The following is a 25,778-nucleotide window of genomic DNA, read 5'->3' as shown; positions in this document are numbered from 1 at the left end:
GTCGGTCGGTCGGGTCGGGTCGGTCGGGCGGTCGGTTCGTCAGAGGACCACGATCCCCAGCGGCCGGGAGCCCGCCGGGAGCCGGCGGGTGTCGCCCGAGTCGAGGTCGACGACGGTCAGCCCGTCCCAGTACCCGTCCCGGGTGAACCCACCCGTCACATAGGCCGTGCGCCCGTCCCGGGACACGGCGACATTCTCGTGGGGCCCCTCCAGCGGGTGGATCCGCTCGGCCCCGTCGGGCGTGCGCACGGTGAGCGAGGGCCCCTCGTCCTCGTCCGGGTCGATCGGTCCGGTGCCCACGGTCAGGAGCGTCCCGTCGGCGGTCGCCACCGCACCGTGCTGGTGCGTGTTCGCCGTCATCGGCTCGATCGTCGTCCGGCCCGTCCAGGGATCGACGACCACGAGCCGCTCGCCCTCGAAGGGCAGCAGCAGACTCCCGTCGGAGGGCCGTACGGCCGCGTAGTGCGGCTTGAGCCACGAACCGAGCCCGCCTTCCGTCCCGTACGGGGCGACCTCCACGCGCCGCGGGGCCAGTGAACCCGCCGTGACCACGGTGACGTCGAAGGAGTCGTGGTTCGTCACGTACACCTCCGAGCCGTCCCGCGACACGTCCACGTCGAAGGGGCGCCGGCCCACCGGCACCGTGTCCGTCACCCGCAGGGCCACCGTGTCGACGACCTCCAGCGTGCCGTTCCCGCCGGGAACGTTGACCCCGACGTACACCCGCCGCCCGTCCGGCGAGAGCGCGATCCCCATGCCGCCGCCCCGGTACTCGCCGGTGGTCACGGGACCCGTTCCCGTCCGGTACGGGATGAGGGCCAGCCGCTCCCGGCGGGCCGTGTCCACGACCGCCACGCCCTCGGCCGTCGCGACCCAGGCCCGCCCGTCGGCGCCGAGGACGAGACCGTACGGAGCGGTGCCGACCTTCACGGAGCCGGTGGCCCCGCGTCCGGGGTCGACGAAGGTGACCGTGTCGGAGCCGAAGTCGGTCACGAGCAGCGTGCCCGGAGCAGCCGGACGGGCCGGTGCGTCGGGCGAGGACCCGTCCGGGACCGGCGTGACGGTGACGGAGGACCCGGCGGTGGACGAGGCGCCCTCCCGCGAGGAGGTCGCGGCTCCGCCGGATCCCTGCGCGCAGCCCGCGAGCAGGGCGACGGCCACCGCTCCGGGCACGAGGACCCGGGCGGATCGGGACGCGCGGCGGAACTTCGTCATCTCGGACTCCTCGGTACGGGACACACGCGGATCGGCACCGCCGGCAGGCGGTCTCCGCGCCTGCCCCGATCCTCCGCCCGCACCCGGCCCCGCACGGTCCGCCGCCCGGCCCCCGCCCGGCGGTCGGACGGTCGACCCCGGGGTCGACCGATCGGCTGATCCGCCCCACCACGCCCGCCCCACCACGCCCGCCGCCTCAGACCGTGAGGCCTCCCAGGAAGCCGAGGACCCGCTCGACACAGGGTCCGGCCGCCGCCGCATCGTAGGACGCCGTACCGCGCTCGGCGAAGAGGTGCGAGCTCCCCGGGTACAGGAACAGCTCGCGATCCCCGGCGCCCGCGACCAGCTCGCGCGCCGCGTCCAGGTCCCCGTCGCCGACGAAGTACGGGTCCGCGTCCATCGCGTGCACCTGCACGGGGACGCCCACCGGCCAGGCCGCGCCGAACGCGCTCACCGGCACACAGGCACTGAACAGCAGGGCGCCGAGAGCGCCCGCCCGGGTCTGCGCCAGCTTCTGCGCGGGCAGCACGCCGAGCGAGAACCCGGCGTACACCAGCTTCTCGGGCAGCCCCTCGGCCGCCTTCTCGCCCCGCTCCGTGAGGACGTCGAACCCGACCTCCTGCGCGTACGCGGCCCCCGCCTCCAGGTTCGCGAACGTTCGACCCTCGTACAGATCGGGCACGTGCACCGTGTGCCCGGACCGTCGCAGTCCGTCGGCGAAGGCACCGATCGCCTCCGTCAGTCCGAGAGCATGATGGAAGAGCAGAACCTCGGCCATGTCGTCGTCCCCTGATCACCGTACGGAGCCCGTGCTCTCGCGGCACGGGCCTACGGAACACAGCGTGACGTACGGCACTGACAACGCCCGGACCGTGGGGGCGGGCGACCTGGCCGTGCGGTTGTCGTTCGAAGCTGTTCCCGAGGAGGACTTCTGATGCGCAGCGTGACCTATTCGATGAACGTCTCACTCGACGGCTACATCGTCGGGCCGGACGGCGGCTTCGACTGGTCGGTGCCCGACGAGGAGGTCTTCCGCTTCTGGATCGACGAGATCCGAGAGGTCGGCGTCCATCTGCTGGGACGACGGCTGTACGAGACGATGCTGTACTGGGAGACCGCCGACCAGGATCCCTCGCTCGATGGCCCGACGCGGGAGTGGATCGCGCTCTGGAATCCGCTCCCCAAGGTGGTGTTCTCCACCACGCTGTCGGCGGTGCAGGGCAAGGCCCGCCTGGCCTCCGGCAGCCCGGCGGAGGAGATCGAGCGGTTGCGAGCCGAGCCGGGGGAGGGCGACATCGCCATCGGCGGCGCGACGCTCGCCGCCGAGGTGGCCGCGTCGGGTCTGATCGACGAGTACCGGGCCGTGGTCTATCCGGTGCTGGTCGGCGGTGGCATCCCGTTCTTTCCCCGACACGAGCGCCAGGTGGATCTCGAACTCGTCGAGACCCGCACCTTCAGCTCCAGATTCGTCTACCTCCGCTACCGCGTGGCGCGCCAGGCCTAGGGGGTGTCTTGTCGATCAGGCCGGGCTCGCGGGGTCTGGCACCGCGCCTCGCCGCGTTGTCGTCACTCGCCGACGTCCCCCGTAGCCCTTCGGGCACGGGAGGTGCCCCCACCGTGTCGACTCCCTCCTCCGCCTTGCGATCCACGGCACCAGACCCCGCTCCCTGATCCGGCCTGATCGACAAGACACCCCCTAGACTCGCGGACGGAGCGGCCGAGCATCACGACCGGCGGAAACGGCCCCGGCACGGCCCACCGGTCGTCCGAAGGATCCCCTCGCCCCACACCGGGATCATCACGGCATGAGGCGAGAAACGGACCGCACTTCTAGCGCATGGGCCGGTGCGGCACGATTGCGCCGGCCTGGACCATCGCCCCGGCCTGCCCCATCGCGCCGGGCTGCCCCATCGGACCGCCCTGGCCCATCGGACCGCCTTGGCCCATCGGACCGCCCTGCCCCATCGGCTGCCCCATCGCGCCCGGGTGCCCGCCGACGCCCATCGGGCCGCCGGCACCGGCGTGGACGACGCCGCCCTGCGGTGCGGGGACACCCTGCGGCGGAACCTGGATCACCCGGCTCAGGTCCCGCAGAACCTCCTCCGCGACCTGGCGGACGTCGCCCGGAACATCCCCCCGCTCCCGTATGAGCTCGGCGTAGATCGGTGCCGTGCCGTCCGCGTGGTTCATGGGGCTCGCTTCCTTCGACTGCGCCGGTTCCGTCACCGACGGGGAGACGGCGAGTCTACGGGGCACCACCGACACGCCCGGGATCGGGGAGCCCGGAGGTCTGCCCGATCCCGGCCCCCGCCGGAGTCCTCGGCCGCCCCCGACGGGCCTCCACCCCGCCTCCCACGGGCAATATTCGCTGTCCCTCCGGTCACCCCGCCCCGAGAATGGATCACCGGACCAATGGGAGGGACCACCATGAGCCAGGCGACCCTGACTCTGCACGACCTGATGGCGCCCGAGGAGCTCGACGAAGCCCTCACGGCCGGGTACATCACCCGCAAGCGCCACCCCGAGCTGCCGCTGTCGATCTACACGTACACGCGCGCGTGCCAGTACGAACAGCGCTGGAACCGGGCCACCACCCGCTGCCGTGGACTCGTCGCCGACGACACCAGCGGGCGGATCGTCGCGCTGCCCCTCCCCAAGTTCTTCAACCTCTCCGAGCACACCTCCGGCCGTCCCTACGCGCCGCCGCTGCCCGAAGAGCCCTTCGAGGTGTACGACAAGGTCGACGGCAGCCTCGCCGTCGTCTTCCACTACGAGGGCCGCTGGCGCGCCGCCTCCAAGGGCTCCTTCACGAGCACCCAGGCCACCTGGGCCCAGCGCCGGCTGGACGCCGCCGACACCACGGGCCTGACCCCCGGTGTGACGTACCTCGCCGAGATCCTCTACCCGCAGAACCGGATCGTCGTGAACTACGGCGACCGCCGCGACCTCGTCCTGCTCGCCGCCTTCGACGCGGACGGCACCGAGAAGCCCCTCGCCGAGGCCGCGGGCGCCTGGGAGCCCGTCGGCTCCGTCGTCCGCGTCTGGCCCGCGATGACCGTCGCCGAGCTCGTCGCCCTGACCGAGTCCAACACCCTCCCGGGCGGTGCCCCCGCCACCGGCACCGACGCCGAGGGCTTCGTCCTCCGCTTCGCCTCCGGCGTGCGCGCCAAGGCCAAGATCGCCGAGTACGTCCGCCTCCACAAGGTGCTCACCGGCGTCACCGAACGGGACATCTGGCGCGGCCACGGCATCCAGCGCTTCGCCGCCGTGCCCGCCGCACAGCTGGCCAAGGGCCTCGGCTGCTCCGTCGCCGAGGTCGAGGCCGCCGGCGGCAAGCCGCTCGACGCCCTCCTGGACCAGGTCCCCGACGAGTTCGACGCCTGGGTACGCGAGGTGATCACCGGCCTCGAAGAGGCCGCCACCCGCCGCGAGCGCGCCCTCGACGAGGCGTACGGACCGCTCGCCCACCTCGCGGGCGACCGCGCCGCCTTCGCCCGCGCCGCCGCGGGCGTGCCCGACAAGGCCCTGCGCGCCCTGCTCTTCCTGCGCCTCGACGGCCGCCCCACCGACCTCCTCGTCTGGCGCCAGCTGCGCCCCGAGGCCACCGACCCCTTCACTCGCGACGAGGAGAACTGACCGTGCCTGTCGTCCACGTCATGACCGGACTCCCGGCCTCCGGGAAGACGACGGCCGCCCGCGCCCTGCAGGCAGCCGCCGAGGGGCGCGTTCGCCGCGTCAACCTCGACGACCTCCGGACCATGCTCGACGTGCCCGCCCCCGAGCGCGGCCGTTCGCACACCCACGAGCGGACCGTCCTCGACATCCAGGACGCGGCCGTCCGGGCCGCCGTCGACGACGGATTCGACGTCGTCGTCGACAACACCCATCTGACCCCGCACATCCCCAAGCGGCTCAAGGCCGCCGTCGTCGGCCGGCCCGTGACCTTCGTGGTCCACGACTTCACCGACGTCCCCGTCGACGAGTGCGTCCGCCGCGACGCGGCCCGCGAGCGGCCCGTCGGCGAGGAGATCATCCGGATCCTCGCCGACAAGCACGCCAAGGCCACCCGCGGCGGCTGGCGCCTCACGGCGGAGTGGCTCGGCGGCGAGTCGGCCGGCACGCCGTACGTCCCCGACCCCGCCCTTCCGTCGGCCGTCATGTGCGACATCGACGGCACCCTCGCGCTGCGCGGCGACCGCGGTCCCTTCGATTTCACGCGCTGCGACCTCGACCTGCTCAACGTCTCCGTACGCGACGCGCTGCGCGCCTTCCGGCAGGCCGAGAGCGACCGGATCGTCCTGCTGTCCGGGCGGAGCGAGGACGCCCGGGTGATGACCGAGGAGTGGCTCGCCCGCCACGGTGTGCCCTACGACGAGCTGTGGATGCGGGCCTCCGGCGACGGCCGTGGCGACGACATCGTGAAGGCGGAGCTGTTCGACGCCCACGTCCGCCACCGCTACGCCGTCCGTGTCTCCCTGGACGACCGCGACCGCGTCGTCGCCCTCTGGCGCCGCATGGGCCTGCCCACCTGGCAGGTCAACTACGGCAACTTCTGACCGGCGGAGGGGGTGGGGCCGCCCACCCCCGCAGCCGTGTCAGGATCGTGGGATGGTTCAGAAGATCATCGCGGCGTGCGACGGCGCGTCCAAGGGAAACCCCGGCCCCGCGGCCTGGGCATGGGTCATCGGCGGCGCCGACGGATCAGTCGACCGCTGGGAGGCCGGCCCGCTCGGCAGGGCGACGAACAACGTCGCCGAACTCACGGCCCTGGAACGGCTGCTCGAAACCCTCGACCCGGCCGTGCCGGCCGAGGTCCGCATGGACTCGCAGTACGCCATGAAGGCCGTCACGACCTGGCTCCCGGGCTGGCGGCGCAAGGGCTGGAAGACGGCCGCCGGCACCCCCGTCGCCAACAAGGACCTCGTCGTCCGGATCGACGCGCTGCTCACGGGCCGGGACGTCGACTTCGTGTACGTCCCGGCGCACCAGGTCGACGGCGATCCCCTCAACGACGCCGCCGACCGCGCGGCCAGTCACAGTGCCCGTACGCAGGAGCCCCTCGGCTCCGCCACGGGCGCCCCGCTGCCCCCGCCCGAACCCTCGACGCGCGCCTCCGCGCCCCGTACGCGCGCGTTCGCGCCCAGGGCGTCCGCCGGGTCGGTGGGGTCGGCAGGGCCGTCGGGGTCCTCCTCGGCCCGTTCCGAGGCCTCTTCCGCCCGCAGGAGTCGCCCGAACGGCGGCACGCTCAAGGCCCGATTCTCGGGCCGCTGCCGCTGCGGCAAGGCGTACGACAAGGGCGAGACCATCGCGAAGAACACCGATGGCTGGGGCCATCCCACCTGCGTCTGAGCGGACTGGCTGTCCGACTGGCGGGAGGCTCCGTCCGTCCCGTGAGACCGGCGAATCCGGGTACGCGACAGGCTTCACCCACGCGTGTATCCGGGTTCGTTCCGGGTTCTGTTCTCCGAGCGGTTGTGGCTGCATACTGTTCCTCCTCGCACCGGTGACGAACCGTTTTACCTGCTTGTTTGTCGCTCTTGACGTGATCGGCACCCGGCGAGAACCTCCCTCCTGCTGCCGCCGCGGCCACCCCGCGGTGGGAGCTGCCCCTGCCCGTGAAAGACCCGAGGATCCGTGCCAGTACCTGTTCTCCTGACCGGGCGCACCGTGCGCCTGGAGCCGCTGGCGATGCGGCACGCCGAAGCCCTCGCCCGGGCCGGCGGGGCGGACCGAGCGGCCTACGCCTTCACCCCCGTACCCGACGGCCTGGAATCGGCCCTCGACTACATCGGCCGCGCACTCGCAGATCAGGCGGCGGGCAGATGCCTGCCGTTCGCAGTGATCAGTACGGCCGACGAACGGGTCATCGGATCGACCCGATTCCTCGAACTCGACTACTGGCGGGGCCCCCTGGTCTGGCCCCCCGTTCCCGGCCTGCCCCACGGTGATCCCCTGACCGCCGTGCCGGACGCCGCCGAGATCGGGAACACCTGGATCGCCGGCGACGCCCGGGGCACCGGCATCAACACCGAGGCCAAGTACCTGATGTTCCGGCACGCCTTCGAAGCCTGGGGCGTCCGCCGCATCACCCTCCGTGCCGACGCCCGCAACACCCGCTCACGGATCGCGATCGAACGCCTCGGCGTCACCTGCGAAGGTGTCCGCCGCGCGCATTCCCGCGGTCTCGACGGCGCGGTCCGCGACACGGCCTTCTACTCCGTCCTCGACGAGGAGTGGCCCACGGTCCGCGACATCCTCGAGCTCCGCCTGGCGACCCCCCGCCAGGTGCGCGTCCCGCAGGACCTGCTCCCGGCCTGACACGCCCCGGAGACCCGGACCACCGCTCCGACGGGCGCTCGCGCCCCCGCCGGAGCGGTGGTTCCATGGAGGGGACGGGAAGGACTCGCAATCGAGGACGCGGGGTAGCGGTCGATCACTGGCCGTGCACCGTGCAATCAGGATCCGCGAGAAGCGGATGAGTCCTTCCCGCCCTCACGCTCTCCCGCGCCTACGGTGACCGGCATGATCAACGTCTGCTGCGCCGGCATCACCGGCTACTCGGTGCTCTTCGGCGGCTGAAGCCGGCCGGCGTCCCGGGCGCTCAGCCCGCCCCGACAGACTGTTCGATCAGATCGATCCGTACCCCGCACGGGCCCGGTACGGTGACCGGGACAGCGAGCCGCCGTGGGAAGGGACCGAGTGATCGTGCCGACCGGAACGCCTGACGTACTGCTCCGGACGGAGGGCCAGGCCGGGTTCATCACCCTGAACCGCCCCCGTGCCATCAACGCGCTCACCCACACCATGGTGCTCGCCGTGGACCAAGCCCTCACCGCCTGGGAGCACGACCCGGACGTCACCACCGTCGTCATCGAGGGTGCGGGGGAGCGGGGCCTCTGCGCCGGCGGCGACATCCGCGCCATCCACGACGACGCCCGTGCCGGGGGCACCGCGTCCGAGGCCTTCTGGCGGGACGAGTACCGGCTCAACGCCCGGATCGCGCGCTACCCGAAGCCGTACGTCGCCTTCATGGACGGCATCGTCATGGGCGGTGGCGTCGGCGTCTCCGCCCACGGCTCCGTCCGCGTCGTCACCGAACGCTCGCGGGTGGCGATGCCGGAGACCGGCATCGGCTTCGTCCCGGACATCGGCGGTACGTACCTCCTCGGCCGCGCTCCCGGTGAACTCGGCACCCACCTCGCCCTCACCGGCGGCCACGTCGGCGCCGCCGACGCCCTCCTCACCGGCCTCGCCGACCATGTCGTGCCCTCCGCCGAACTGCCCGCCCTGGCCCGGGACCTGACCCGGCTGACCGCCGACGAGGCCGTCGCCCGCCACACGGTGACGCCCCCGCCCGGCATCCTCGCCGAGCAGCGCGAGTGGATCGACGCCTGCTACCGCGCCGAGACGGTCGAGGCGATCGTCGAGAGCCTCTTCGGGACGGGCGTCCCGGCGGCCAAGGAAGCGGCCACCACCCTCCTGACGAAGTCCCCGACCGCACTCAAGGCGACCCTGGCCACTCTCCGCCGGTCCCGTGCGCTCGCCACGCTGGAGGAGGTCCTGGACCTGGAGTTCCGCGTCTCCTGCGCGGCGCTGGCCACCCCGGACCTCGTCGAGGGCATCCGCGCGCAGGTCGTCGACAAGGACCGTGACCCCCACTGGACCCCGCCGACCCTCCCCGAGGTCACGGACGCGGACGTCACGCGCTACTTCTCGCCCCCGCGCGGCGGCGACCTCGGACTGGCGGCGACGCTCCCGTCCGCGTAGGGGAGCGCCTGACGCCGGATCCGGCGTCAGCCCCGGCGCCGCGCCGGCCACCGCCGCCGGGTGGGCGACGGAGCGACGGAACCCGTCCCGCCGATCGCCGCCGGCTCACCGAGGGCGCCGGCCGCCGTCCGCCAGGCCTCCGTGACCGCGCCGTGGGCCAGGGCGGTCGCCTCCGCCACGTCCGCGGGCAGCCGGATGGGCGTACCGATGTGGACGTGCAGGCCGGGCCGGCGGACGGGGGCCGTCAGGACCCCGGCGATCTGCTTCGTCCGGCCTCCGGAGGTGATCCGGCGCGCCCCGGCCTGCCCGATCGGGACGACGGGCGCGCCGGTCGCCCGCGCCAGCCGCGCGAGCCCCGTGCGGAACAGCTCCGGCGGGTTCTCCGCGGCGTCGCGGCGGGGCGGGATGCGGCCCTCCGCGTACAGCATCACGTGCCGCCCCGAGGCGAGCGCGACCGCGGCGTGGTCGAGGGCGGCGGCGGCCCGGGCCGAGTTCCGGTGCACGGGCACGTGGCCCTCACGGGCCAGCGCCCGGCCGAGGACCGGCACCCGCCAGAGCCCCGCGGCCGCCAGCAGGACCGGCTCCACGGCCAATCGCCCGCGGAGCGCGGCGAGGACGAGCGCCGGGTCCGCCAGCGAGGTGTGGTTCACGACGAGGATGCTGCCGGGTTCGAGACGGGCCCCGGGGTCGGTGGTGACGGTGAGGCGCCCGAAGAACGGGACGAGGTGCGCTGCGATACGGCTGAGCACGGGCGGGCTCCCTGGATCCGAGTATCCGAAGCGGTGACACGACCATCGTCCCGGGGCCCCGCAGGACCGGCATGAGCACGCGTACTCATCCGAGCTGCGTAGCCGGACCCCCGTGGAGGGAGGCGGTGGCGGGGCGTCAGCAGTGCCGTCTAGGCTGTGGCCGAAGGAAGTTCGGGCCGTACGGCGAGGAGGGGGTGGACCGGTGTCACGTACCGCGCGGCAGCTCACGGCCCTCCTGCCCGCGATCCTCGTCGCGCTGTGGTCCCTCCTCCTGCTCCAGACCCCGGGCGGCCCGGCCGAGGCGGCGCCCGCCGCGAGCCACGGCCGCGTCGCGACGGCCCCGGTCCCCGCGCCCGTCGCGGAGACCCCGTCCCCCGTGCGCGTCGTCGCGCCGCCGGAGCCGCACCTCGCGCCCGTCGCCGTCGCGCAACTCCCGGTCGCCGTCGAGCACTCCGTACGGTTCCCGATGCCTCCCGCGGCGCCGGCCGCCGCGGTGGCCGACCTCTCCGTACCCTCCCGTGGCGTCTTCGCGGGCGATGCCCGCCGTGAGCGCGCGCCGCCCGGCGACCGCCACGAGCCGCGGGATCCCCGCGGTCCTCCCTCTCCCCGGCACAGCTGACGTTCTCCCGCGCCCGCCGTCCGGGCCATCGGCATGTCCCGGACGGTCCGTCATCGGCGCGCATCCGACCGTTCGTCCGGCACGGACGGCAGGGCTCGACCCGAGTGGTCGCCCGCCGCCCGTGCGCCGTCCGTGGAGTCCCTCATGTCCTCTCGTGCCGTCCTCTGGCGCGCGCTCCTCGCGTTCGCCGTCGTCGCGCTCTCCCTCTGGATCACCCTGACCACCCCGCCCCGCCTCGGACTCGACCTCCGCGGTGGGACCCGTATCGTCCTGGAGACCCGGGACTCGCCCTCCGTACGCGCCGACGCGGCGGCCACCGACCGCGCCCTGGAGGTGCTCCGCAAGCGCGTCGACGGCCTCGGCGTCGCGGAGCCCTCGCTGGCCCGGTCCGGCGAACGGCGCATCGTCGTCGAACTCCCCGGACTGCGCGACCCGCGCAAGGCGGCCGAGGTCATCGGCCGTACGGCGCAGCTCACCCTCCACGCCGTCACCGGCGCCACCGAAGGGCCGGCCGGAGCGCCGGCCCGTGACGGGTCGCGGGTCCTCGCCGACCCGGACGCCCCGGGTCGCTTCCTCGCACTCGCCGCACCCGCGCTCACCGGCGACGGCGTCGAGGACGCCGAGGCCGTGCTCGACACCGTGAACGCCCGTGGCTGGACCGTCGATCTCGCCTTCCGCGACGGAGCGGCGGACACCTGGTCGCAGCTCACCGGCCAGGCCGCCTGCGCGGCGCCCGGGGATCCCGCGCGCCGGGTCGCGATCGTGCTCGACGACCGGATCGTCTCCGCTCCCGCCATGCAGACGGGCGTCCCCTGCGGGGCCGGCATCGGCGGCGGCGCGACGCAGATCACCGGAGGGTTCTCGGCGCAGGAGGCGCGCGACCTCGCGGCGCTCGTCGAGGGCGGCGCGCTGCCCGTCCCGGTGACGACGGTCGAGCAGAGCACCGTGGGCCCGACGCTCGGCGCCGACGCGATCCGGGCCAGCGCCCTCGCCGCCGTCATCGGCCTGGCCTGCACCGGAATCTTCGTCATCGTGGTGTACCGCCTGCTCGGCGCCCTCGCCACCGTCTCCCTTCTCCTGTACGGGCTGATCTCGTACGCCGCCGTGGTCGCCCTCGGAGCCACCCTCACGCTGCCCGGACTCGCGGGGTTCGTCCTGGCCGTCGGCATCGCCGTGGACGCGAACGTCCTGGTCTTCGAGCGGGCCAGGGAGGAGTACGCGGCGCTGGGCCGCACGACGGTCGCGCGCGATCCACGCCGACCGGTGGCGACGGCCTTCGGCAAGGCGTGGAGCGCGGTCGCGGACTCCAACGTGACCACCCTGCTGGCGGCCGGCCTGCTGTTCGTCTTCGCCTCGGGCCCCGTCAAGGGCTTCGGGGTGACGCTCGCCATCGGCGTCGTCGCCTCGATGCTCACCGCGATGGTCATCACCCGGCTCCTCGCCGAGTGGGCGCTGAGGCTGCCCGTGGCGCGGCGGCGGCCCGCGGTGACCGGCATGGCCGGCCTCGGCCGGCTGCGGACGCGGCTGAACCGTCGCGTGCCCCGGCTGATGGCCCGCCGACGCCGCTGGCTGGCCACCTGCGTCGTCCTCCTGACGGTGGCGCTGGCGGGGATCGGCGTCCGGGGAGTGGAGCTCGGCGTCGAGTTCACCGGCGGCCGGGTCGTCCAGTACACGGCCGAACGCCCGGTGGACGCCGACACGGCCCGCGCCGCGGTCGTGGCCGCCGGCTTCGCCGACGCCGTCGTCCAGACGACGGGCGACCAGGACGTCTCGGTACGCACCCGGGAGACCGGGGACGGCGAGCAGCGGGAGATCCGGGAGGCGCTCACCCGGGTCGCGGGCCCGGTCGAGGTGGAGCGCGACGACCTGATCGGCCCGAGCCTCGGCGGGGAACTCCGTACACACGCTCTCATCGCGCTCGGTCTGGCCGTGGCGGCGCAACTCCTGTACCTGACCGTACGGTTCCGCTGGACGTACGCGACGGCCGCGGTGGCGGCGATGACCCAGGACGTGCTGCTGGTCGTCGGTCTGTTCGCCTGGCTCGGGAAGCCCGTGGACAGCGTGTTCCTGGCGGCTCTCCTGACCGTCGTGGGCTACTCCGTCAACGACTCCGTGGTCGTCCTCGACCGGTTGCGGGAACTGCGGCGCCGGGGCGGCGGTGTCCCGCTGGCGGACCTCGCCGACCGGGCCGTCGCCCAGACCCTCCCGCGGACGGTCAACACCGGCATGGGGGCGCTGTTCGTCCTCGTGGCGCTGGCCGTCCTGGGCGGCGACTCGCTGACGGACTTCTCCGTCGCCCTGCTGGCCGGCGTGGTGATCGGCATGGCCTCCACCGTCTTCACCGCGATGCCGCTGGCCGTGACCCTGGAGTCCCGCCACCCGGCGCCCACGCCCCGGGGAACCGCCGCGCCCCGGCAGCGGGCCGGCGTCGAACGGGAACGGTCGGGCGCCGTGGTCTGACCCTGTCCGGGGGACCGGCCGCGCGCGCGGCCGGTCCCGTCGGCAGGGCCGCCTCGCGCGGGGCACGGCTGACACCCGCCGTATCCGGTCGCCCTCGGGCGCCTTCAGTAGGGGGCAGACGGGAGGTGGGGGTGTCAGGGGCGGTCGCCGCCGAGGCCGAGTTCGGCCTCGACGAGGTCGGCGGCGTGCGGCGTACCGCCCTCCTCGGCCATCTCCTTCTGGATCCGAGCGGCCCGGAGGGCCACCTCGGGGTCGGAGACGAGACCGAGCACGGCCTCGCGCAGCCGCTCGGGGGTGACGTCGTCCATCGGCAGATGGCGCGCGACCCCCAGTGACTGGAGCATGTCGGCGTTCCCGAACTGGTCGACGGCCTGCGGGACGGCGACCATCGGGGTGCCGGTGGCCAGGCCTTCCTGGCTGCCGCCCGCACCCGCGTGGGTGACGAACGCGTCGGCCTGCCGCAGGATCGCCAACTGGGGCACCCAGGAGTGCACTTCGACGTTGTCCGGCAGTTCGCCGAGCTCGGCCGGGTCGACGAACTTCCCGATCTGCAGGACGACGTGCCACTCCGGAAGCTCGCGGAAGGCCTCCACGCAGGCCCGGTAGAAGTCCGGCTGCTTGGTGAAGGAGGAGCCCAGCGAGACCAGGACCACCTTCTCGGCACCGGCCGGCCGGTGCCACTCTCCCTGGTCGGCACGCGAGCCCTGGCAGGCGCCGACGAAGGTGTAGACGGACTCGTCGACCCGGTCGGCGTTCGGCTGGAGCGCCCGGGGGATGAGGACGACCGCGCGCCGCGGCCGCGCGATCAGCCGGTCGGGGTGGGTGTCGACCCCGTGCTCGGCGAGCCACGCCTCGAAGCGCGCGTAGTAGGCCTTGCCGCGCGGCGAGGCCTTGAGCTCGGCGAACATCGGCTCGGCGACCTCCTCCTCGTACCCCTCCCACGGTACGAGGTTCGGCCACAGGGAGAGCGCGGGCACGCCCCAGGTGTGGGCGAGGACGGGGGCCGGGTAGGCGGTGATGTCGTGGAGCACGAGGTCCGGCCGGTCCTGGTCGAAGGCCTCGGCGAGCTGGGGCAGCGCCTGCACGGCGTCGGCAAGGAACGGCTCGATGTTGTCGATCAGCTCCGTGCCCCAGGCGTCCGGGTCGTCATCGGTCGGCAGCGTCGAGGTGTAGACGACGGGCGTGGCCCCGGTCTCCGCGACCTTCTCGGCGAAGGAGGCGGGGACGGCGTAACTGACGCGATGCCCGCGCGCGACGAGTTCCCTGATGACGTCCAGGCTCGGGTTCACGTGCCCGTGGGCGGCGATGGAGAACATGGCGATGTGTGCGGGGGAAGGGGTGGTCATGACGACCACTGTAGACGAGACGATACGTATCGTCTACTCGCTTGCGTATGGCGGGACGAGCCGGGTGACGTCGGAGCGGTTTCCGCAGTTCGTGCCGCAGGGTCGCCCGGGTGCGGGGATACGGTCGGCGGCATGCAAGGTGAACGCCAAGGCTGGCTCCCGTGTCTGCTCGGCGGGGCCGTGTTCGTCGTGTGCATGGCCGGCACCACGCTCCCGACGCCGCTCTACCCCCTCTACCAGGAGAAGTTCGGGTTCTCCGAGCTGACCGTGACCGTCGTGTACGCGGTGTACGCCTTCGGGGTCATCGCCGTACTCCTCCTCGCGGGCAACGCCTCCGACACCATCGGCAGACGGCCGACGCTGCTCTGGGGCCTGGGGTTCTCGGCGGCGAGCGCCATCTGCTTCCTGTGCGCCGACACCGTGGGCTGGCTGTACGCGGGCCGGCTGCTCTCCGGACTCTCGGCCGGTCTCTTCACCGGAGCCGCCACCGTGTACGTCATGGAACTGGCCCCCCGAGGCGGCGAGTCCCGCGCGACGCTCGTCGCCACCGCCGCCAACATGGGCGGTCTGGGCTGCGGCCCCCTGCTCGCCGGCGTCCTCGCGGAGTACGCCCCCGAACCCCTGCTGCTGCCGTTCGCCGTTCACCTCGCCCTGGTGGCCGTCAGCGCCGTCGTCCTCCTACGGCTCCCCGAGACCGTCCGCGAGCGGAAGCCGCTGTCCGCCGTACGGCCGCGGCGGCCCGCCCTCCCGGCCCAGGTGCGGGCGGCCTTCGTGCCGGCGGCGATCGCCTCCTTCGTCGGCTTCGCCCTCTTCGGCGTGTTCACCTCGGTCAGTCCCGCGTTCCTCGCCCGCTACCTGCACGTGGACAACCACGCGGTCAGCGGCCTGGTCGTGGCCCTCGCCTTCTTCGCCTCCACCGCCGGACAACTGGCCGTCGGCCGGGTCGGGGTCGCGCGCTCCCTCACCCTGGGCTGCGCCGTCCTCTTCGCCGGCCTCGTCCTCCTCGCGGCGGCGCTGTACACGGACCTGCTGGTACTCATCGTCCTGTCCGCCGTGGTCGGCGGAGCAGGACAGGGCCTCGCCTTCCGCGCCGCGCTCTCCTCCGTCGCGGCCGCGGCGCCGGCGGGGCAGCGCGCGGCGGTGGTCTCGACCCTGTTCGTGGTCGCGTACACCGGAATCTCGATCCCCGTGATCGGCGTGGGGCTGCTGGCCGATCCGCTCGGACTCGAAGGCGCGGGACTGGTGTTCATCGCCTGCATGCTGCTCCTGGTCGCCTCGGCCGCCGCGTACCTGATCCGGCGGCAGGTGACGGTGAGGAACCCGTGACCGAGGCCGATGATCGAGAGGTGCGTGACCGGGCGCCCTGGACCGAGGCGCCCCGTGACCGGGGCCGCCCGCCGGTTCCGGCGGGCGGGTCAGAGCCCGGTGACCTTGGAGCTCGCCGTCAGCTCGTACACCAGGGTGACCGTCCGGCGCCCGCCCGGCGGGAGAGCGACGTCCCAGCGGGCGATGCCCTCCGCGTCGACCCCGTCGGGCGGCGGGGAGCACGCGTCCTTGTGCAGACGCACCTCCACCGCCGAGACCTCGGAGACCGGGATCCGCTCCCGCAGCGCCACCAGCCGGTCGCCCCGCTCCCCGGGGGCGGAGAACCGTGACAGGTGCAGCCGGACCGTGCGGGTGACCACGGTCCGCTGCGTGATGCCGGCGGTGTCGCGGGACTCCTCGGTCTCCCGGACCACTCCGTAGTCGTCGCGGCTGCCGAAGGCCAGCTCGACCGGGGCGCCGACGGCGGTGAACTCCAGGGTCCCGCGGCCGCTGAACCCGCTGTCGCGGACCAGGTCCACCGGCCCGGCGAGCAGCACGTGACCGGACGCGTTGTCACACCGGACCACCTGGGTGACCAGGGGGGACAGCTCCGGAGCGCAGGCGTACTCGCTCCGCGCCGCCGTGGTGAACGCGGAGAGCGGCACGCGGTGGGCGCGGCCGTCCCCGGGCACCGAGACCGGAGCCGGAGGCCGCAGCACCCGGGTCTCGCCACCGTCGTCCACCCCCGGCAGGCCGAGCACGGGGACCGGCCCGAGAGTTCCGATCTCCTCCTCGCGCAGCTCGACGTCGACGGTACGGCGCTCCGCCGCGGAGCGCTCCTGGAGCGCCAGCCGGTCCTCGTCCAGCCGCGGCGGATCGGTGGCCAGCGCCGAACGGGCCGTCGACAAGGTGAGTGATACGTCCGACCAGTCCTCGCCGGTGCGCTGCCAGACCATCGCCTCGGTCTCCAGCGTCAGCGAGTCCCCGTCGAGCACGGCCCGGTAGGCCGGACGCCACAGCGCGCACGGGGTGAGATGGCTCAGCCGCAGCGCCACCGGCCCGGCGGCCGCGGTCTCCACGGTCAGCTCGACATGTCCGACCAGCTCGGCAGGCTCCTCCTCGGCGAGGCTCATGGCCCGCTTGGTGCCACCGAGTTCGGCTTCGACGACGACCAGGCGCGCCTCCACGGCGCGGAGTTCCTCGCCGTGCGTGTCGCGCTCCGCGTCCACCCGGTCCAACTCCTGGGACCAGCGAGGGCGTTCGGGCTCTCCGTAGCCGACGCCCTCACCGATCTCCCGCAACAGGTCGGCGGCGAGCCGCCCGAGCAGGTCGAGGCGGGCCCGCAACCGATCGCATCGGCGGCCCAGGGCCGCCCGCTCCTCTTCGAGGGCCTGCGCGCGCAGACGCAGGGGGGAGTCGTCGTCGGCCGACGGCAGCGGCCCGCGTGGTGTCCAGGCGCGGACGATCCGTACGTCGAGGACGGTCGCGGAGTGCTCGGCGGTCAGTTCGGCGTGGAGGGTACGGTCGACGGCCAGCGCGCTGACCGGCCCGAGGCGCAGACGCTGGACCCCGGCTTCCAGGTCCAGCACGGCGGTCCGTTCGATGTGGGCGCGATCCTCCAGGCACGTGACGGCGGTGACGGGGAGGGCGATCGGCTTCGGGGGCGTGGACATGGCGGGTGTCAACTCCTGCGGTTGCCGCCGACCAGGGCCTTGCCGGTCGGGATGCGGATCTCGTAGCCGCCGTCGAGGGCGGTGGTGGCGCCTGCGGGCAGGTCGACCCGCCAGACGCGGGTGCCGGGTGCGTGACGATCGGGACCCGTGCCGTTCCCGGGCGCCGTCCAGTCGGCGCGCTCCTCGATCCGTACGTCCGGTTCGGAGGTCACCGGAACCCGCTCACGGACCTCGACGGTGACGGGCCTCGGGAGCCGGTTGGCCAGCTCCACGTGGACGCGGTGGTCGAGCACGGTGGTGTTGTTGCGCAGACCGGAGGTCGACTCGCGCAGGTTCGTGCGGCGGGTGACCCGGATGCCCTCGGCGGGCCCGAGCCCCACCCGGCGGACGCCGCCGGGCGCGAGCGTGGGCAGCGCGGCGGTGAGCAGGAAGTCGTCGTCGACGGTGACCTCCACCGGGCCGGCGAGGAGGGCCTGGTCGGTGGCGTTGGAGAGCACCAGCGTCGCGTACACCGTCTGCTCGACGGACGGTACGGTCAGGTACTCGGTGCGCAGACCGACCGCGATCTCGCCCACGGTGACGGTGTGCCAGGTGCCGTCCGACGGGATGTCGGCGCGGGCGGCGGCGTCGAAGCGGTGGTCGAACGAGCCCGCCGACCGGCGGGGTCGCACGGTCCGCCCGGGCAGCGGCAGCGCGGCCACCGCTTCGGCGCGGCGCCGGTACTCGGCGGCCACCGGGTCGACGGGAGCGTCGGGGAACAGCCGGCCCCGGCGACCGGCGTTCTCGTCGGGTCCGCACAGGACGAGGCCGGCGTAGTCGAGTTCGGCACCGCTCGGCTGCGGCGGGCCGGGCGGCGGAGGCGGAGGCACGGGCGCGGCGGCCCCGGGAGCCGCCGGCGCGGACGGAGCCATGCGGGCGAGGGGGGCCGGGGCGCCCGTGAAGGACCGGTCGTGGGCGGGCAGCCCGGTCAGAGCGGGCATCCCACCGCCGAACCCTGTCGGGGGAGCGCCGTAGGCCTGCGGCGCCGGAGGCGGTGGCGGTGGCGTAACGGGACCGGGTGCGGAGCCGGGGGCGTATGCGGAGCCCGCCGCGGCGGCCGAGGACGGGCCGGGCGAGGTCGGGCGGGGGCCCTCCGCGCCGTAACCGGAGAACAGATCGGCGAGCCCGGCCGGAGGCTCGCGCCAGCCGGACGGCGCAGGGGCGGCCTGTCGCCGCCCGATGCGCATCGAGCGGAGCCTCGGCAGGTCGGTCCGGCGCCGCAGGTCGGCGGTGGCCAGGGCGATGCGCACGCCCGCCCAGTCCTCGCCGGTGCGTTGCGCGACCGAGGCGCGCAGCACCAGACGGCCGGTGTCGTCGCCCTGACGGTGGGTGAGACGGTACGTCGGCACCCAGACGGCGCCCGGCACCCCGTACTCCAACTCCACCGTCACCTCCCCCTCCCCGGCCACGTCACTGGCGCCGGTCCCGGTCCCGGTCCCGGATCCGGCTCCGTCTCCGGTTCCGTCGAGGGTCAGTACCGCGCAGACCGAGGTCTCCACGTGTGCCGACGGGGCGTCGGTGGAGGCGCGGCGGAGCCGGTCCGACGCGACGTCGAGCTCGTGCCCGACGGTCTCGAGCGCCTCCTCCAGCTCGACGAGTCGGGCGTGGAGGCGTGTGAGCCGCTCGTCGACGAAGTCGGCCAGCTCCAGCCACGCGTCGACCGGGGCGCGGCGGTGCGGGTCGTCGCGCTTGCGGGCCGGGGCGACCGGGCGCAGGGAGACGACCTCCGCGATCAGCTTCGTCTGCCGTTCCAGTCGTTCCTGCGTAGCCGCGAACACGTCGCCGAGCCGGTCGACCTCGCGCCGCAACTCGTCGGGCGTACCGGCGGGGAGCGGTTCGGCTTCGACCTCCACCCGCGCGCCGGTCACGCGTACTCCGGGGCCGTCCAGGACCCGGGCGCGCAGCGAGCCGGGGTCCAGGGAGCGGGGCAGCCCGGTCACCCGTACCCGGCCGTCGGGGGACACCCGTCCCCGGGCCAGGCGGCGGCAGACCGCGCCCTGCGCGTACACCACGACGGAATCGAGGACCGATCCCCACCGCTGTACCGCCTCAGCCGTCATGTGCTCCGCCCCCACTCCGCCGCGCCGATGCTGAGCGCAGCCTATGCCAGGGCGGGCTCCGTGTGCCGGGGGGATGAGGACGCCGTCGGAGCCTGGGCCGAGGGCCGAGTCACGATGGGATGAATGTGCCGTGATGGCACCTCGTCGATCACGGCGGGGCGCCACGCTGCTGATGTGCGCAAAGAAGACAACAAGGTCGTTCCCGGACAGCGGGGAGCCACATCGGGCGGGGGGCACGGCCGGGGCCGGGACCGGGGCCGCGTCCCCGGCCGTGTCGGCCGCGGCGGGGGAGGTGGCCCTGTCGGGGTCGGGGGCAGGGGCGGGGTCGGGGTCGGGGGGACGTCGGTGCCCGGCGGACGGCGGCGCTTCCGGGCCGATGCCGTCGGGGACCGCCTCCGCTACTGGTTCGACACCACCCTGACCCGCGGAACCCCCGCACTCGTCGGCTGGCTCGCCCTCGCCTGCCTGATCCTCGTCGTCCCCGTCAGCGTCCTGCTGGTGTGGACCGACCACCGCGCCCCCGCGTCCCTCGGCTCGCGGATCGCTGCCGTGTGGCGAAGCACCGGGCAGACGCTCCGGCTCGGCGGCGAGGTCGGCCCGCCCCTCCGGGTCGCCCTGTCCGTCCTCCTCGCCCTGATCGCGCTCTTCTACGTCTCCACCCTGGTCAGCCTCATCACCACCGGCATCACCGACAAGCTGATCGCCCTCGACCGAGGGCACTCCACGGTCCTGGAACGCGGGCACACCGCCGTACTCGGCTGGTCCGAGCAGATCCCGACCGTCGTCACCGAACTGGTCACCGCCCAGGCCCACCGGCGCGACAGCGTCGTCGTGGTGCTCGCCGACCACACCATGGCCGACATGGAGGAGGAGCTCCGGGCCACCGTCGGCGGCACCGGTCGCACCCGGCTGATCTGCCGCACCGGCCGTCCCACCGATCCGGTCGCGCTCGCGCGTGTCAGCCCGGAGACCGCCGACTGCGTCCTCGTCCTGCCGAGGGACAGCCCGCGCGGCGACGTCGAGGTCGTCAAGGCCCTGCTGTCCCTCTCCGCCGCGGTGGGGGAGCACCACCCGGTGCGTGTCATCGCCGCCGTACGCGACGACCGCTACCTCGCGGCCGCCCGGCTGGCCGGCGGAGACCGGGCCACCGTCCTGGACATGGACGACATCTCCGCGCGGCTCCTCGTGCAGTGCGCCCGCCGGCCCGGGCTCTCCCTGGTCCACCAGGAGCTGCTCGACTTCGCCGGCCACGAGTTCCACACCGTGCGGGAACCGGGGCTGCTCGGCAGGGCCTTCGGGGAGGTCGCGGGCGCGTGCCCGGAGTCGAGCGCCGTCGGCATCGTCCAGGGCGACGGTACGGTCGCACTCAACCCGCCTCGCGACACACGCTTCCTGGCGGGCGACGGTCTGCTGGTGGTCGCCGAGGACGCGGGCTCGACCCGCATCGCCGCGGCCGGCCCCGTGGACGGACCTTCGCCCCACGGCCCCGCGGAGGCTCCCGCGCCGTCGCCGACTCCTCCGCGGGTTCCCGCGTCCCCGCCGGCGACGCGGGCTCCCGCGTCCCCGCCGACGCCCTTCGCGGAACCCGAACGGTTCCTCCTCCTGGGATGGAACCGCCGGGCCCACCGCATCGCCGGCCAGTTATCGCGTCGTACACCGGCCGGCTCGGTCCTCGACGTGGTGGCCGAGCCGCGTGCCACGACCCTCGCCGCGATCCGGACGGTCACCCGATCGGTCGGCCACCGCCTGTCGGTCGTCCACCGCCCCGCCGACCCCACCCTGCGGGAGACGATGGACGGCCTGGACGTCACCGGGTACGACGCCGTCATCGTCCTCGGCCCCGACCACCGCGAGGGTCACGACGACCCGGACGACGGGACCCTCGTCACCCTCCTCCACCTGCGGGCACGGGAGCGGGAGAGCGGGCGGCACGTCCCCGTCGTCACCGAGATGACCGACGACCGCAACCGGCTGATCGCCCCCGTGGCCCCCGGGGCCGACTTCGTCGTCAGCGGTCGGCTGATCGGCCTCCTCATGACCCAGATCTCCCAGAACCCGCACCTGACGGGTGTGTTCGAGGAGCTCTTCTCCGCGGAGGGGAACGCCCTTCACCTCCGCCCGGCCTCCCACTACGTCACGACGGGGCGAACGGCGTCCTTCGCCGAGGTGGTGGCCTCGGCAGCCGGGCAAGGAGCGTGCGCCATCGGCTACCGCTCCCACACCCGGTCGGCGACCGCCCCGCACCACGGGGTGCGCCTCAACCCTCCGAAGGCCCACGTCCGTCACTGGCATCCGCGCGACGAGGTGGTGGTCGTCGCGCCGGGGGAGTGACGCACGCGCCCCCTCGGCCGGTTCGGCCGGTGGAGTGGGTCGATTCGGTTCAGTCAGCCGACGCGGGCGGCGATGGCGCGCGCGCAGTCCAGGGACTCGGTGTGCGTCGTGTCCACCTCCAGGTCGTAGAACACGCCCTGGTGCACCACGTGGGCCTGCAACGCCGCCATTCCCCTGCCGCGGTCGCCCCGCGCGACCTCACGGCCCGCGGCGACGGTGCTCTCGCACCGCACGCCGACCCACAGCACCGAGAGTTCACCGAGGGCCTTCCGCCACCGCTCCTGGGACGCGGCCCCGCCGAGGAAGACGTCGTCGATGATGATCCGCGCGCCCGCGCGGGCCATCGTCGCGACGCCCTCCCGCCAGGCCGCCTCCAGGGCGAGGAAGTCCGCTCCGACGGTCACCTCGCCATCCGCCGCGAACGCGATCCCGTCGTCCGACGCCTGCATCCTCGCGGGCAGGGAGTCGACGAAGGAGTCGCACCCGAACGCGAGCCACGGATCGGGCAGGACGTCCTGCAGGCACCGTACGATCCCGGACTTCCCCGAGCTGGAACCACCGTTGAGAATGATCATCTGAATCGCCACCGCGTCACCGTAGGGCGTCCGCCGCACGGCACGAAACGCATTTCCACCGGAATCGGCGGTCGCGGCGGCTTACGCTGCGTGACACACGACCACGACCACGGCGACGCCCGATCGCCCCGTCCCTGTCTCCCCATCGAGCCATCTCCCCATCGAACTGCCGAACCGTCGAGGAGTCCTGATGATCACGTGGCGCCGACTCGGTGAACCCGACTTCCCGCTGCTGGGGCAGTGGCTGGCCCAGCCGCACGTCGCACGCTGGTGGAACCACGAGACCTCACCCGAGGCCGTCGCGCGCGACTTCGGCCCCGCGGCCCGCGGGGAGGAGCCGTCCGAGGACCTGCTCGTACTCCTCGACGGCGAACCGATCGGCCTCATGCAGCGCTGCAGTTTCGCCGACTACCCCGCCTACCGGGCCGAGCTGGCGGCGGCCGAGGTCGACGTGCCGGACGGGTCGATGGCGATCGACTACCTGATCGGAGATCCCCTCCTGACCGGCCGTGGCCATGGCGTACGCGTGATCCGGGCGATCGTCGCGGCGACCTGGAGCGACCATCCCGAGGCCACCGCGATCATCGTCCCTGTCCACACGGCCAACCGAGCGTCCTGGCGGGCTTTGGAGAAGGCGGGCCTGCACCGAGTCGCGGAGGCCTCTCTCGAACCCGACAACCCGATCGACGACCGCGCCCATTACGTCTACCGCGTCGACCGCCCGATCCGTTCCGAGCCGGACCGGCACGGCGAGTGAAACCCGGCGCGGTCGTCCGAACCCCGGCGCCGTCGTAGCCGTCCGCGGGGGCCGGTCGATATCCGCTTGCGTACCGCCGCCGCCCGGGTCATCGTCGCGTGACACCGTACGGAAGCAGGGAAGATGACCACGCAGGCAGAGCAGGTAGACCACGAACTCGTCCAGGCCGCGGCCGACATCGCGCGCACCCGCTGCCGGGGCGACAACCACACCATGGCGGCTGCGGCCCGCGCCCAGGACGGCCGGATCGTCACCGCCGTGAACGCCTACCACTTCACGGGAGGCCCGTGCGCCGAGCTGGTCGTCCTCGGCGCGGCAGCCGCCCAGGGCGCCTACGACCTGGTCGCGATCGTCGCCGTGGGAGACCGCGACCGGGGGGTCGTGCCTCCGTGCGGACGGTGCCGTCAGGTCCTGCTGGACTACTTCCCGGACCTGAAGGTCATCGTCGGGTCCGGCGACCGCCTCCGGGCCGTCCCCGTAGCCGACTTGTTGCCCGAGACCTATGTCTGGGCCGACCACCAGCTCACCGCCGACCTGGCCGGGTCGCCGGGCGAGAGCTGACGGAGCCGCACGGCGCGAGCGCGGCCGAGAGGGCAGCCGGGCTCGCTGTCAGCCGGCGGCGAGGGCCTCGGAGAGGCTCACCGCGCGGCAGCCGAGCAGCTCGGTCAGTACGCACTGCTGGTGCTCCGTCAAGGAGGCGACGAAGACCGCGGCGTCGGCATCGGCGGCCTCGCAGGCAGCCGCGACTTCACGGACCTTTCCGGAGCCGAGCAGCGTCCGCGAGGAGAACGGCCAGGTCATCTTCGCGACCCCACCGTGCGAGACACCCCGCCGCTGCACGATCCGCCCCTCGACCCGGGCGCCGCGCGCGGTCAGTGCGGCGGCCGCCGCGTCCATGAGCGCGCCGAAGCGCTTCTCCTTCGCGGAGAAGTAGCCGACGAGCACGACACGGGCCCCCGCGAGCTCCACCGGCGAGGCCGCGCGCCCGGCGGACGCGGACGCGGGTGCGGCGCGGCGGGCCGGGCGCCGATCGCGCCCTCGGAGCTGATGCACGCCCACAGGCTAGATCCCCGGCCTCGGAGGCGGCACGCGATTTCTGGCTGACGGAGTCCGTGCACGCCGAGGGCTACGCCCGTGATCCCCGAGTGGGGTTCCCGAGGCCACGGATTCGATCACGTGTTCGAAGATGTGTCTATGCTGGAACCATGACCGCGCCACGCCCTGCCTTTCCCGCCCGCCCTGGCCTCCCGGGTCTCCAGGGATCCCTCTTCGACCAGGGCTCCGACATGGGGCCCGGCCCCTTGAGCGGCATCCGACGGACGGCCCTCGGTGACGGAGGCGCGTGGGTCGACCACCTGCCCGGTTGGTTCCACGGCGCCGGCGCCCTGTTCGAGGAGCTGGCCGGGAGCGTGCCGTGGCAGGCCGAGGAGCGCAGGATGTACGACCACGTCGTCGCCGTACCGCGCCTCCTCGCGTACTACCGCGAGGGCGCCCCGCTCCCGCACCCCGCGCTCCTCGAAGCGCGCGAGGCCCTCAGTGGCCACTACGCACGCGAGCTGGGCGAGCCCTTCGTGACCGCCGGTCTCTGCCTCTACCGCGACGGGCGCGACAGCGTCGCCTGGCACGGTGACCGGATCGGCCGCTCCGCCACACAGGACACGATGGTCGGCATCCTCTCCCTCGGGGACCCCCGCGACCTCGCCTTCCGGCCGCGCGGCGGCGGCCCCGTCGCGCTCCGGCTGCCCCTGGGCCACGGTGACCTGGTGGTCATGGGCGGTTCGTGCCAGCGCGCTTGGGAGCACGCGGTCCCGAAGACGAGCCGTGCCGTCGGGCCTCGTATCAGCGTCCAGTTCCGCCCGCGGGGCGTGGCCTGAGCGGCTGAACCGAACGCGTGGGGCTGAGGCGGGACTTGGTGTGGGCTCCGATGCGGGTTCCGATGCGGGATTCGGCTGAGGTTCCGGCGCGGGCCACGGCGCGGCGAAGTGCCGAGGCCGCGGACGATTCCCGGATTCTTGGAATGGGCATGTCACTGGCGCCGCGCGCCGCGCGCGTCGTCGAGCCCAGGTCAAGGAGTCAGAGTGAGGATCACGCGCCACCTCGTCAAGGGGGCACTCACCCTCGGGAGTTCGCTCGCGTTGCTCGTCGCCCTGCCGGGCAGCGCCTTCGCCGCCCCGCCGCCTGCCCTGCCCGCGAACGCGGACGGTCTGGAGCAGACGTTCCAGCCGGCGTTCGACTACGACACGGACGGCTGCTACCCCACCCCGGCCATCGGGGCCGACGGGACGGTCAACGGCGGGCTCAACCCCTCCGGCGCCCTGAACGGCCAGTGCCGTGACTCGTGGGACCTGACGAACACCAACGGGTACGCGCGGTACAAGTGCAACAACGGCTGGTGCGCGATCATCTACGGCCTGTACTTCGAGAAGGACCAGGCCGTGGCAGGCAGCGGGCTCGGGGGACACCGCCACGACTGGGAGCACGTCGTGGTGTGGGTGCAGAACAACCAGGCGCAGTACGTGTCGACCTCCGCCCACGGGGGCTTCTCGGTGTACGGCCGCGACCGGATCCGCTGGGACGGCACCCACCCCAAGATCGTCTACCACAAGGACGGCATCAGCACGCACTGCTTCCGTCCCGCGAACTCCAACGACGAGCCGCCCGAGAACCACCAGTACACCTGGCAGTTCCCGAGCCTGGTCGGCTGGAACGGCTACCCGGCGGGCGTACGTGACAAGCTCACGCAGGCCGACTTCGGCAGCGCGGTCTTCGGCCTCAAGGACGGCAACTTCGAGGCCCACCTGGCGAAGGCCAAGCCGTCCGGCATCGCCTTCGACCCCTACGCCTGACGAGAAACCGGCCGCGAAGTGGTCGCGGGACGGGGC

General features: G+C 73.7%; 23 protein-coding genes. 14 read left to right on the top strand and 9 right to left on the bottom strand.

Translation table 11 applies throughout. From position 1 onward, the window contains the following. Positions 1–39: 39 nt before the first annotated feature. Positions 40–1,215, bottom strand: coding sequence for a YncE family protein (locus tag OG580_RS01170; protein ID WP_267041744.1), 1,176 nt, complete (start codon positions 1,213–1,215; stop codon positions 40–42). 196 nt (positions 1,216–1,411) lie between these two features. Then, positions 1,412–1,993 (bottom strand): dienelactone hydrolase family protein, encoded by a 582-nt coding sequence (locus OG580_RS01165; protein WP_267041743.1) that lies wholly within the window; start codon positions 1,991–1,993, stop codon positions 1,412–1,414. 156 nt (positions 1,994–2,149) lie between these two features. Between OG580_RS01165 and OG580_RS01160 the strand changes: the two genes are divergently transcribed. After that, positions 2,150–2,719 (top strand): dihydrofolate reductase family protein, encoded by a 570-nt coding sequence (locus OG580_RS01160; protein ID WP_267041742.1) that lies wholly within the window; start codon positions 2,150–2,152, stop codon positions 2,717–2,719. Between the two features lie 326 nt (positions 2,720–3,045). On the opposite strand, the gene OG580_RS01155 is transcribed toward OG580_RS01160, so the two are convergent. Beyond that, positions 3,046–3,405 carry a hypothetical protein gene (locus OG580_RS01155; protein WP_267041741.1) on the bottom strand — a complete coding sequence of 120 codons (360 nt, stop codon included), beginning with the start codon at positions 3,403–3,405 and terminating at the stop codon, positions 3,046–3,048. 237 nt (positions 3,406–3,642) lie between these two features. On the opposite strand from OG580_RS01155, the gene OG580_RS01150 reads away from it, so the two are divergent. The 5 genes from OG580_RS01150 (at position 3,643) to OG580_RS01130 (ending at position 8,982) form a co-directional block, all read left to right on the top strand. After that, positions 3,643–4,851 (top strand): RNA ligase, encoded by a 1,209-nt coding sequence (locus OG580_RS01150; protein WP_267041740.1) that lies wholly within the window; start codon positions 3,643–3,645, stop codon positions 4,849–4,851. Positions 4,852–4,853: 2 nt separating this feature from the next. Continuing rightward, a complete protein-coding gene (locus tag OG580_RS01145) occupies positions 4,854–5,771 on the top strand; it encodes an AAA family ATPase (protein ID WP_267041739.1) in 918 nt (305 codons plus the stop codon). Positions 5,772–5,823: 52 nt separating this feature from the next. Continuing rightward, complete coding sequence (locus tag OG580_RS01140; protein ID WP_267041738.1) at positions 5,824–6,564, top strand: ribonuclease H; 741 nt, start codon at positions 5,824–5,826, stop codon at positions 6,562–6,564. A 285-nt stretch (positions 6,565–6,849) separates the two neighbouring features. Next, positions 6,850–7,533, top strand: coding sequence for a GNAT family N-acetyltransferase (locus OG580_RS01135; RefSeq protein WP_267041737.1), 684 nt, complete (start codon positions 6,850–6,852; stop codon positions 7,531–7,533). Between the two features lie 381 nt (positions 7,534–7,914). Further along, the gene (locus tag OG580_RS01130; protein WP_267047849.1) at positions 7,915–8,982 is read left to right on the top strand and encodes an enoyl-CoA hydratase/isomerase family protein; all 1,068 of its coding nucleotides are present in this window, start codon (positions 7,915–7,917) and stop codon (positions 8,980–8,982) included. 26 nt (positions 8,983–9,008) lie between these two features. Here the strand turns inward: OG580_RS01130 and OG580_RS01125 are convergent, their stop codons facing one another. Further along, the gene (locus OG580_RS01125; RefSeq protein ID WP_267041736.1) at positions 9,009–9,731 is read right to left on the bottom strand and encodes a 1-acyl-sn-glycerol-3-phosphate acyltransferase; all 723 of its coding nucleotides are present in this window, start codon (positions 9,729–9,731) and stop codon (positions 9,009–9,011) included. A 202-nt stretch (positions 9,732–9,933) separates the two neighbouring features. Here OG580_RS01125 and OG580_RS01120 point away from each other — a divergent pair, with 202 nt between their 5' ends. Both OG580_RS01120 and secD read left to right on the top strand, forming a co-directional pair. After that, a complete protein-coding gene (locus OG580_RS01120) occupies positions 9,934–10,350 on the top strand; it encodes a hypothetical protein (protein ID WP_267041735.1) in 417 nt (138 codons plus the stop codon). A 144-nt stretch (positions 10,351–10,494) separates the two neighbouring features. Then, positions 10,495–12,810 (top strand): protein translocase subunit SecD, encoded by a 2,316-nt coding sequence (gene secD, locus OG580_RS01115; protein ID WP_267041734.1) that lies wholly within the window; start codon positions 10,495–10,497, stop codon positions 12,808–12,810. Positions 12,811–12,944: 134 nt separating this feature from the next. Here secD and mgt read toward each other — a convergent pair whose 3' ends face one another. Next, positions 12,945–14,156, bottom strand: coding sequence for a macrolide-inactivating glycosyltransferase (gene mgt / locus OG580_RS01110; RefSeq protein WP_267041733.1), 1,212 nt, complete (start codon positions 14,154–14,156; stop codon positions 12,945–12,947). 132 nt (positions 14,157–14,288) lie between these two features. Between mgt and OG580_RS01105 the strand changes: the two genes are divergently transcribed. Further along, complete coding sequence (locus OG580_RS01105) at positions 14,289–15,482, top strand: MFS transporter (RefSeq protein WP_267041732.1); 1,194 nt, start codon at positions 14,289–14,291, stop codon at positions 15,480–15,482. 89 nt (positions 15,483–15,571) lie between these two features. Here the strand turns inward: OG580_RS01105 and OG580_RS01100 are convergent, their stop codons facing one another. Next, the gene (locus OG580_RS01100) at positions 15,572–17,134 is read right to left on the bottom strand and encodes a DUF4139 domain-containing protein (RefSeq protein ID WP_267041731.1); all 1,563 of its coding nucleotides are present in this window, start codon (positions 17,132–17,134) and stop codon (positions 15,572–15,574) included. 8 nt (positions 17,135–17,142) lie between these two features. Then, complete coding sequence (locus OG580_RS01095; RefSeq protein WP_267041730.1) at positions 17,143–19,233, bottom strand: DUF4139 domain-containing protein; 2,091 nt, start codon at positions 19,231–19,233, stop codon at positions 17,143–17,145. Between the two features lie 345 nt (positions 19,234–19,578). Between OG580_RS01095 and OG580_RS01090 the strand changes: the two genes are divergently transcribed. After that, positions 19,579–21,564 (top strand): NAD-binding lipoprotein, encoded by a 1,986-nt coding sequence (locus tag OG580_RS01090; RefSeq protein ID WP_267041729.1) that lies wholly within the window; start codon positions 19,579–19,581, stop codon positions 21,562–21,564. Between the two features lie 53 nt (positions 21,565–21,617). On the opposite strand, the gene cpt is transcribed toward OG580_RS01090, so the two are convergent. Beyond that, entirely contained in the window at positions 21,618–22,139 is a 522-nt protein-coding gene (gene cpt / locus OG580_RS01085; RefSeq protein ID WP_267047848.1) for a chloramphenicol phosphotransferase CPT, read from the bottom strand. A gap of 190 nt (positions 22,140–22,329) precedes the next feature. Here cpt and OG580_RS01080 point away from each other — a divergent pair, with 190 nt between their 5' ends. Together OG580_RS01080 and OG580_RS01075 are read left to right on the top strand one after the other, a co-directional pair. Beyond that, on the top strand, positions 22,330–22,896 hold the full coding sequence (locus OG580_RS01080; RefSeq protein WP_267041728.1) for a GNAT family N-acetyltransferase: 567 nt from the start codon (positions 22,330–22,332) through the stop codon (positions 22,894–22,896). 123 nt (positions 22,897–23,019) lie between these two features. Next, a complete protein-coding gene (locus OG580_RS01075) occupies positions 23,020–23,457 on the top strand; it encodes a cytidine deaminase (protein WP_267041727.1) in 438 nt (145 codons plus the stop codon). A 48-nt stretch (positions 23,458–23,505) separates the two neighbouring features. Here OG580_RS01075 and OG580_RS01070 read toward each other — a convergent pair whose 3' ends face one another. Next, positions 23,506–23,949, bottom strand: coding sequence for a hypothetical protein (locus tag OG580_RS01070; RefSeq protein WP_267041726.1), 444 nt, complete (start codon positions 23,947–23,949; stop codon positions 23,506–23,508). A gap of 152 nt (positions 23,950–24,101) precedes the next feature. On the opposite strand from OG580_RS01070, the gene OG580_RS01065 reads away from it, so the two are divergent. Beyond that, the gene (locus OG580_RS01065; protein ID WP_267041725.1) at positions 24,102–24,770 is read left to right on the top strand and encodes an alpha-ketoglutarate-dependent dioxygenase AlkB; all 669 of its coding nucleotides are present in this window, start codon (positions 24,102–24,104) and stop codon (positions 24,768–24,770) included. Positions 24,771–24,974: 204 nt separating this feature from the next. Further along, a complete protein-coding gene (locus tag OG580_RS01060; protein WP_267041724.1) occupies positions 24,975–25,742 on the top strand; it encodes an NPP1 family protein in 768 nt (255 codons plus the stop codon). Positions 25,743–25,778: the final 36 nt, after the last annotated feature.

This window comes from Streptomyces sp. NBC_00094, from assembly GCF_026343125.1.
Lineage (GTDB): Bacteria > Actinomycetota > Actinomycetes > Streptomycetales > Streptomycetaceae > Streptomyces.
The sequence above is the reverse complement of the archived record's forward strand: the minus strand, read 5'-3'. Positions and strand labels throughout refer to the sequence as shown.

Coding starts and splice junctions, on each gene's coding strand:
- mgt (WP_267041733.1), bottom strand. CDS start 14,156: ATGACCACCCCTTCCCCCGCACACATCGCCATGTTCTCCATCGCCGCC.
- OG580_RS01160 (WP_267041742.1), top strand. CDS start 2,150: ATGCGCAGCGTGACCTATTCGATGAACGTCTCACTCGACGGCTACATC.
- OG580_RS01165 (WP_267041743.1), bottom strand. CDS start 1,993: ATGGCCGAGGTTCTGCTCTTCCATCATGCTCTCGGACTGACGGAGGCG.
- OG580_RS01095 (WP_267041730.1), bottom strand. CDS start 19,233: ATGACGGCTGAGGCGGTACAGCGGTGGGGATCGGTCCTCGATTCCGTC.
- OG580_RS01170 (WP_267041744.1), bottom strand. CDS start 1,215: ATGACGAAGTTCCGCCGCGCGTCCCGATCCGCCCGGGTCCTCGTGCCC.
- OG580_RS01140 (WP_267041738.1), top strand. CDS start 5,824: ATGGTTCAGAAGATCATCGCGGCGTGCGACGGCGCGTCCAAGGGAAAC.
- OG580_RS01065 (WP_267041725.1), top strand. CDS start 24,102: ATGACCGCGCCACGCCCTGCCTTTCCCGCCCGCCCTGGCCTCCCGGGT.
- secD (WP_267041734.1), top strand. CDS start 10,495: ATGTCCTCTCGTGCCGTCCTCTGGCGCGCGCTCCTCGCGTTCGCCGTC.
- OG580_RS01075 (WP_267041727.1), top strand. CDS start 23,020: ATGACCACGCAGGCAGAGCAGGTAGACCACGAACTCGTCCAGGCCGCG.
- OG580_RS01080 (WP_267041728.1), top strand. CDS start 22,330: ATGATCACGTGGCGCCGACTCGGTGAACCCGACTTCCCGCTGCTGGGG.
- cpt (WP_267047848.1), bottom strand. CDS start 22,139: ATGATCATTCTCAACGGTGGTTCCAGCTCGGGGAAGTCCGGGATCGTA.
- OG580_RS01150 (WP_267041740.1), top strand. CDS start 3,643: ATGAGCCAGGCGACCCTGACTCTGCACGACCTGATGGCGCCCGAGGAG.
- OG580_RS01100 (WP_267041731.1), bottom strand. CDS start 17,134: ATGTCCACGCCCCCGAAGCCGATCGCCCTCCCCGTCACCGCCGTCACG.
- OG580_RS01155 (WP_267041741.1), bottom strand. CDS start 3,405: ATGAACCACGCGGACGGCACGGCACCGATCTACGCCGAGCTCATACGG.
- OG580_RS01105 (WP_267041732.1), top strand. CDS start 14,289: ATGCAAGGTGAACGCCAAGGCTGGCTCCCGTGTCTGCTCGGCGGGGCC.